Annotated in this window: 7 protein-coding genes; all 7 read right to left on the bottom strand. The window is 59.0% G+C overall.

Annotation, left to right across the window (positions count from 1 at the left end):
• Positions 1–218: hypothetical protein (locus VSS37_RS19175; RefSeq protein ID WP_324697829.1), on the bottom strand; the 218-nt coding region annotated here is incomplete at its 3' end.
• Positions 219–504: 286 nt separating this feature from the next.
• Positions 505–1,170 carry a nitroreductase gene (locus tag VSS37_RS19170; RefSeq protein WP_324697828.1) on the bottom strand — a complete coding sequence of 222 codons (666 nt, stop codon included), beginning with the start codon at positions 1,168–1,170 and terminating at the stop codon, positions 505–507.
• The gene (locus VSS37_RS19165) at positions 1,167–3,368 is read right to left on the bottom strand and encodes an FdhF/YdeP family oxidoreductase (protein ID WP_324697827.1); all 2,202 of its coding nucleotides are present in this window, start codon (positions 3,366–3,368) and stop codon (positions 1,167–1,169) included. The genes VSS37_RS19170 and VSS37_RS19165 overlap by 4 nt, the downstream gene beginning before the upstream one ends.
• A 35-nt stretch (positions 3,369–3,403) precedes the next feature.
• The gene (locus tag VSS37_RS19160) at positions 3,404–4,120 is read right to left on the bottom strand and encodes an ABC transporter ATP-binding protein (RefSeq protein ID WP_324697825.1); all 717 of its coding nucleotides are present in this window, start codon (positions 4,118–4,120) and stop codon (positions 3,404–3,406) included.
• 2 nt (positions 4,121–4,122) lie between these two features.
• Positions 4,123–4,875 carry an ABC transporter ATP-binding protein gene (locus VSS37_RS19155; protein ID WP_324697822.1) on the bottom strand — a complete coding sequence of 251 codons (753 nt, stop codon included), beginning with the start codon at positions 4,873–4,875 and terminating at the stop codon, positions 4,123–4,125.
• Positions 4,872–5,906, bottom strand: coding sequence for a branched-chain amino acid ABC transporter permease (locus tag VSS37_RS19150; RefSeq protein WP_324697819.1), 1,035 nt, complete (start codon positions 5,904–5,906; stop codon positions 4,872–4,874). Before VSS37_RS19150 ends, VSS37_RS19155 begins: the two co-directional genes overlap by 4 nt.
• Before the next feature lie 3 nt (positions 5,907–5,909).
• Positions 5,910–6,782, bottom strand: coding sequence for a branched-chain amino acid ABC transporter permease (locus tag VSS37_RS19145; RefSeq protein WP_324697816.1), 873 nt, complete (start codon positions 6,780–6,782; stop codon positions 5,910–5,912).
• Between the last annotated feature and the right edge of the window lie 55 nt (positions 6,783–6,837).

Below are 6,837 nucleotides of genomic sequence, written 5' to 3'. Positions count from 1 at the left end.
TTTGAGCGGCTCACATATTCTAAAGCCCCCGGCTTTGCCGGGGGATACTTACTGCCGTCATCCAGCGGCGCCTTGCGCACTTCGTATTGCAGGTTCAGCTTGCCATACACCGTGACTGGCACCTGCTCATTTTCCCCCGTCACAGCTTCCGCCGCTGCCGCAGCATTCCCCAGCAACGCCAGCGCAATGGCTGACCCTATCCGCATGGATGTCTTCATAAGGTTTCTCCTCCAGTTTTACCGATGACAACATGAGCGTGCACAAATATGCATTATTATTCGCAACACTCCTCAATAAATGCATAATAATGCATAACATCATCGGCATCAAGAGCGCGGATGTACTTTATCTACATGAAAAAACATGAGTTTAAAAGTAAAGATGCGAGAAACAGGCAAAGGCCTAAAAGCCCTGCAAGCAAGTGCAGGGAATACAGGACAAGCATAATAATGCATAAAAGATAGGTCAGTCTGGCAATGACAAGGCCGACCGGCGCGGGGGCACCTAATCGAAGAAGCGGGTGAAATCCAGCGGCTGGGCGCGTGGCGTGCGGTAATCATTGATCGCCGCCGCCGGGTCTTCGTAACCCAGCGCCATGCCACACACCAGCACCTTGTCGTCGTCGTAGCCGAGGAACTCGCGGATCACATCCGAGTAATCGCACAAGGCCGCCTGCGCACAGGTCGCCAGCCCCTGTTCCACCGCCGCCAGCATCAGCGATTGCAGGAACATGCCGTAATCCAGGTACGAACCGGTCTGCATCACCTTGTCCATGAAAAACAGCAGCACCACCGGCGCGTCAAAGGAATGATAATTGGCAATCCATTGCACCATGCGCCGCTGGGTATCCTCACGTTTGATATTGAGCGCGCTGTACAACTGCAAGCCACATTCCTTACGCCGCGCCTGATACGGGTCCAGCCATTCCAGCGGGTAATAGATGTAATCCTGCTGGTTGGGCACGCCTTTGCGGTAGCTGGCTTCCAGGCGTTGTTGCAGGCGGTTTTTGCGTTCGCCCATCAGCACCGCCACCTGCCACGGTTGGGTATTGCTGCCGGAAGGTGACCAGCGGGCAGTGTCCAGCAGTTGCATGATCTGCTTGCGGTCAACCGGCTTGTCGAGAAAGGCACGCACGGAACGGCGGTTACGGATGGCTTCGGATACTTTCATGCTTGTCGCTCCACTTCCAAGGTTACAGGGATGGATTTGAATGCCGGGGTATGGCTGCGCGGATCGCGTTCACGCCCGACCAGCACATTGGCCTCCGGGTAATACGCCATCACATTGCCGTCCGGCAGGTCGAACGGGAACACTTTCACGCCACGCATTTCGCCCTGCGCCGAGCGCACGGTGACACGCCCGTGCGCCTCCACCCCCAAACGGCGGATGGTGGCCGGACTGAGCAGCACTGACCAGCGATCATCGGTCTGCCGGTAGGCGTCGGTTTCCTCATACACAATGCTGTTGAACTGGCCTTCGCTGCGCACCGTCATCAGGGTGTAGGGGTAGGCACTGTCCACCGCCGCCAGCGCAGTCGGGTGGGTAATGAAACGGGCGCTCTGGTCGGGGGTCGGGAATGCCTGTGTATGCAAAATCCGCCCGCCAATATGAAATTCGCCCTTGCTTTGGTCAATCTCCGCCAACGGCTCCAGCCCCTTGACCACACTGGCCAGTGTGCTGCGAATCTGCCGGTGGTCACGCAAGAGGCTGAAATCCACCCCACAATCTGGCAATACCCGCTCACCCAATTCGGCCAGAATGCTGGATTCCGGGCGTACATTCGCCAGCCGCCGGATACCGCCATCACTCAGGCGCACGTAGTTGAACATCGATTCCTGCGTGGTCGGCTGCCATTCCTCATCCCGCGCCGTCACCGGCAGGATCAGCGCCGCGCCCTGTTCCAGCCCGGTCACATGGCCGTGGTTCAGCGTGGTGGTCAGGAACAGCTTGAAACCGATCCGCTCCAGCGCCTGTTCCGCCCAGTGGCTATCCGGTGTGGCGGCGTACAGGTTGCCCCCCAACATCAGGGCGAAATCGACCTCGCCCCGGTGGGCGGCTTCCAGCGAAGCCAGCGTATCCATGCCGGGTGCGGCGGGCAGTTTTACCCCGAAATGCTGTTCCAGCCCATGCAGCATGTAATCCGGCAGTTCCGGCTTCACCCCGACTGTGCCGATACCCTGCACATTGCTGTGCCCGCGCAAGGGCAGCAGGCCCGCATACGGTTTGCCCACCATGCCACGCAGCAAGGCAAGATTGGCGATGTATTCAATGTTTTCCACCCCATTGACGTGGTGGGTCATGCCCATGCCCCAGGCAAACACCGCGTGCGACGCTTTGGCATACAGCGCGGCAACCCGCTCAATTTCTGCCTGGGCAATGCCACAGGCGGCAACAATGCTGCCCCAGTCCGTGCTATGCAGGTCGGTGGCGAACGCATCGAAACCTTGCGTGTGATGATCAATAAAATCCCAGTCCGCCCCCTGGTTTTCCAGCAAGGCCTTGGCCAGCCCCTTGAACAGCCATAAGTCGGTGCCGATACGGGGTTGCAGGTATTCGCTGGCAATTTCCGAGCCGCCTTGCAACAGCGATTTGGCGCTTTTCGGCAGGGCGAATTTCACCATCCCCGGTTCTTTGGCCGGGTTGATCACCACCACCTGGCCGCCACGCTCACGCACTGCCTGCAATTTGTGGATGAAACGCGGGTGGTTGGAGGCCGGGTTCGCGCCAATCACAAAGACCAGGTCACAGCCGGTCAGGTCGTGCAAATCCACCGTCGACGTGCCTGTTCCCAGACTATTGCCCATCGCCATCCCGGTAGCCTGATGGCAGTAATAGGAACAGTTGGTGACATTGTTGGTGCCGTACAGCCGCGCCAGCAGTTGCAGCACAAAGCCCGCCTCATTGGAGGAACGCCCAGAAGCATAGAAAAAGCTGCGCTGCGGGTCGGTTTGCCGCATGACTTCCGCCGCCTTGTGCAAAGCTGCATCCCAGTCAACCGGGGTGAAATGACTAGCCCCCGCCGCCTTGAACAGCGGTGTACCCAGCCGCCCCAGTTTTTCCAGCTCGCGCCCGGACAATTCCTGGAAATCCTTCAGGCCATGGCGGGCAAACAGTTCCTCCGGGATCGGCGGCTGGATGTCGGTGCTTTGCGCCTGCACGCTCTTATTGCACACGGAAGGGAATTCATCCAGCTCATTGGTCATGCCGCCGCGCTGCCCGCCCATGCCCAGCCCGCAGGCTTTGCAGGCATTGTGCGAGGTCAGCGCCTTGGCCGATTGCAGCAAGCCAATGCGCTTGAGCGTGCTCAGGGTGTACAAGATCTTTTTGGGGCCGCCGCCGACTACCTGTGGGACTGTGGCGTTTTGCATGATGCCTTCCTCCTTTTCCTCTTGCCAGGGATGCGTCATACGCCCAAGTAACCAGCCAACTCGCTGCTGTGGGCGACCGCATCCGCCTTGCCATGCAGCACAATCTGCCCTTTTTGCATCACCACGGCCCGGTCGCTATGAGCCAGCACCTTGTGGTAATTGCGGTCGACAATCAGGGTGGCAATGCCGCTGTCGCGGATCACGCCGATCACCCGCCAGATGTCTTCCACAATCAATGGAGCCAGACCTTCAGTGGCTTCGTCCAGAATCACCAGTTGCGGGTGGGTCATTAAGGCGCGGCCAATCGAGAGCATCTGCTGTTCGCCGCCGGACAACTGCCCACCGAGATGGCTAATGCGTTCCTGCAAACGCGGGAAGGTTTCCAGAATCCGCTCATACGTCCATTCGTAATTGCCATCGCGGTTGGGGCGCGCCGCCATGACCAGATTTTCACGCACCGTCAGGTTGGGGAACACGCCGCGCCCTTCCGGGACATAGGCCACGCCGAGGCGGGCGACTTCGTGCGGCTTGGCTTTGGACATATCCTGGCCGAAAAAGGCGATATGCCCATCGCGCTGTTTCACATGCCCCAGCAGGCTGCGGATCAGGGTAGATTTACCCATGCCATTGCGCCCCAGCAAACCGACGGTTTCGCGGCAGCCGATCTGGAAGTCAATGCCGTGCAACACATGGCTGGAACCGTACCAGGCGTGCAGGTCGCGGGCGTCGATAATGTGTTCGAATGCACTCATGCTCAGTGCCCTCCCAGATAGGCGGTTTGCACCTCGGGGTTGGTGCGGATGTTATCCGGCGTATCCGAAGCGATCACCACCCCGTTGACCATGACCGTAATGCAATCGGCAATGCGGAAAACCGCATCCATATCGTGTTCCACCAGCAGGATGGCGTGACCCTGTTTGAGCTGGTTCAGCAGGGTCAACATACGCTCGGTTTCTTCCGCACCCATGCCTGCCAGCGGCTCATCCAGCAGCAACACCTGTGGGCAGGTGGCCAGACACATGGCGATTTCCAACTGGCGTTTCTGCCCGTGCGACAGCAAACCGGCGGGGCGTTCGGCGACGTCTTCCAGTCCGGCCTGGGTAATCGCCTTGCGCGCGGCATCAACGCTGTGGCGGCATTTCTGCGCATCGTTCCACCACACCCAGGGGCGATGCACCTGTGCTTGCGCTGCCAGCCGACAGTTCTCGAATACAGTGAAATCGGGAAAGATGGTGTTGCGCTGATAACTGCGCCCCAGGCCATTGCGGGCGCGGCGTGGCTGCGACCAGCGGGTAATATCCTTGCCCAGCAGCTCGATCTTGCCGCCGGTGGGGGTGATTTCCCCGGAAAGGATATTGATCAGGGTGGACTTGCCCGCGCCATTGGTGCCGATGACGGCGTGCACCGTACCGCGTGCGATTTCGATGCTGGCTTCATTGACGGCAACCAGCCCGCCCCAGCGCTGGAGAATCTTGCTACCGCGCAGTAACACTTCAGGGTGACTCATACGGCTTCCTCCGTGGCAGTGTTGTCCGGCAGTTTGCCATTCGCTTTGCCTTTGGCGCGTTGGCTGAAACCAAACAGGCGCTGATGCAACATTTCCGGCAGCCCCACCAAGCCTCTGGGCAGCAAGGCCACGCACGCAATAATGGTCAGGCCCAACCCCAGATGCCAGTGCTTGGCAAAGTCGCCGAACACCGCTTCCGACTTGAACAACTCCTGCAAAAACACGAACACGAACGCGCCGATCAAGGCTCCGTGCAAATGCCCCAGCCCGCCGAGGATAATCATCACCAGCAAGGCACCGGAGAGATGCCAGCTCATCATTTCCGGGTTGACGAAACCGTCCTGCACCGCAAACAAAAAGCCAGCCAGCCCCGCGATACCGCCTGAGGTCACAAACGCCGCCAGCTTGAACGGGTAAGTGGAAAAACCGGAAGCCTGCATACGTTGCTCATTGATACGGATACCGGCCAGCACCCGCCCGAAATGCGAGCGCAACAGGATCGCCAGGAACACAAACGTCCACACTAGGAACACCAGGGTGAAAAAGTACAGGATGTACGGATTACCCAGATCCACCAGCGTATCCAGGCCTGGCTTGAAGTACAGGTAAATGCCATCGGTGCCGCCGCCCAGCGGGGTGTCATGCACCACGTAATAGGCCATTTGCGCAAACGCCAGCGTCACCATAATGAAATACACGCCCTTGGTACGCAGCGACAATGCGCCGACAAACAGCGCATATAACGCTGCTGCGGCCACACTCGCCGGAAGCAACCACCACCAGCCTGCCGCCTCGCTTTCCGGCGACAGCAACACCGCCGCATACGCGCCAATGCCGAAGAACGCCGCCTGCCCGAAACACACCAGCCCGGTACTGCCGACCAGCAATTCCAAACTCAGCGCCAGAATCGCGTAAATCATGATTTTGGTCACCAGATCGATGCCATAGCTTTCCGCCACCAGTGGGTACAGCGCCAGTGCCAGAAACACCCCGCCGGTAAACAGCAATTTGCCTTTGTCTATGTGTCCCATGCCTTACCCCGCTGCCTTGAACAGGCCGTTCGGTTTCCACAGCAGGATCAGCGCCATCAGCACATACACCAGCACGCCGGAAGCCTGCGGCAATAACACCTTGCCAAACGTATCCACCAGCCCGATCAGCAAGGCAGCGAAAAACGCCCCGCGGATCGAGCCAATGCCACCAATCACCACCACCACAAAACAGATGATCAGCACCTGATTGCCCATGCCGGGGTAAACCGACGAAATCGGTGCGGCCACCATCCCGGCAAACGCAGCAATCGCGACACCGGCGGCAAACACCACCCGGTACAGAAACTGGATGTCGATCCCCAGCGACTGCACCATTTCACGGTTGACGCTACCGGCGCGGATCATCATCCCCAGCCGGGTGCGGGTGAACACGAGATACATGCCAAGCGCCAACAACAGGCACACCGCCGAGACAAACAGCCGGTACACCGGGTAGGTCATGACATCACCCAGCGCAATGCTGCCCGCCAGAAAATCCGGCGGTGTCACCCCATACACATCGTCACCCACCAACAGGCTGCGCAGTTCCTCAAACACCAGGATCAGCCCGTAAGTCATCAGCACCTGCTGCAAATGCTCGCGTTCGTACAGGAAACTGAAAAACGCCCATTCCAGCAAATAGCCGAGCACCGCCGCCAGCGCCACCCCCACCAGCAGGGTGGCAAAGAAATTGCCACCCACCAGCGGAGCCAGCGCAAACGCCATGTACGCGCCGACCATATAGAAGCTGCCATGCGCCAGATTGATGACGCCCATAATGCCGAAAATCAGCGTCAGGCCCATCGCCACCAGATACAGCAACAGGCCGTATTGCAGCGCATTCAGGCACTGGATCAGAAATATGGAAAAATCCATGTTGAAGTTCCTCCTCTCTCGTGAAGCCCTTCCCCATACAAGGGAAGGGTTGGGA

Source organism: Candidatus Thiothrix phosphatis (assembly GCF_035668035.1).
Lineage (GTDB): Bacteria > Pseudomonadota > Gammaproteobacteria > Thiotrichales > Thiotrichaceae > Thiothrix > Thiothrix phosphatis.
Note: the sequence above shows the minus strand (reverse complement) of the source record. Positions and strands in the feature narration are given on the sequence as shown.

Coding starts and splice junctions, on each gene's coding strand:
- VSS37_RS19160 (WP_324697825.1), bottom strand. CDS start 4,120: ATGAGTGCATTCGAACACATTATCGACGCCCGCGACCTGCACGCCTGG.
- VSS37_RS19170 (WP_324697828.1), bottom strand. CDS start 1,170: ATGAAAGTATCCGAAGCCATCCGTAACCGCCGTTCCGTGCGTGCCTTT.
- VSS37_RS19150 (WP_324697819.1), bottom strand. CDS start 5,906: ATGGGACACATAGACAAAGGCAAATTGCTGTTTACCGGCGGGGTGTTT.
- VSS37_RS19145 (WP_324697816.1), bottom strand. CDS start 6,782: ATGGATTTTTCCATATTTCTGATCCAGTGCCTGAATGCGCTGCAATAC.
- VSS37_RS19155 (WP_324697822.1), bottom strand. CDS start 4,875: ATGAGTCACCCTGAAGTGTTACTGCGCGGTAGCAAGATTCTCCAGCGC.
- VSS37_RS19165 (WP_324697827.1), bottom strand. CDS start 3,368: ATGCAAAACGCCACAGTCCCACAGGTAGTCGGCGGCGGCCCCAAAAAG.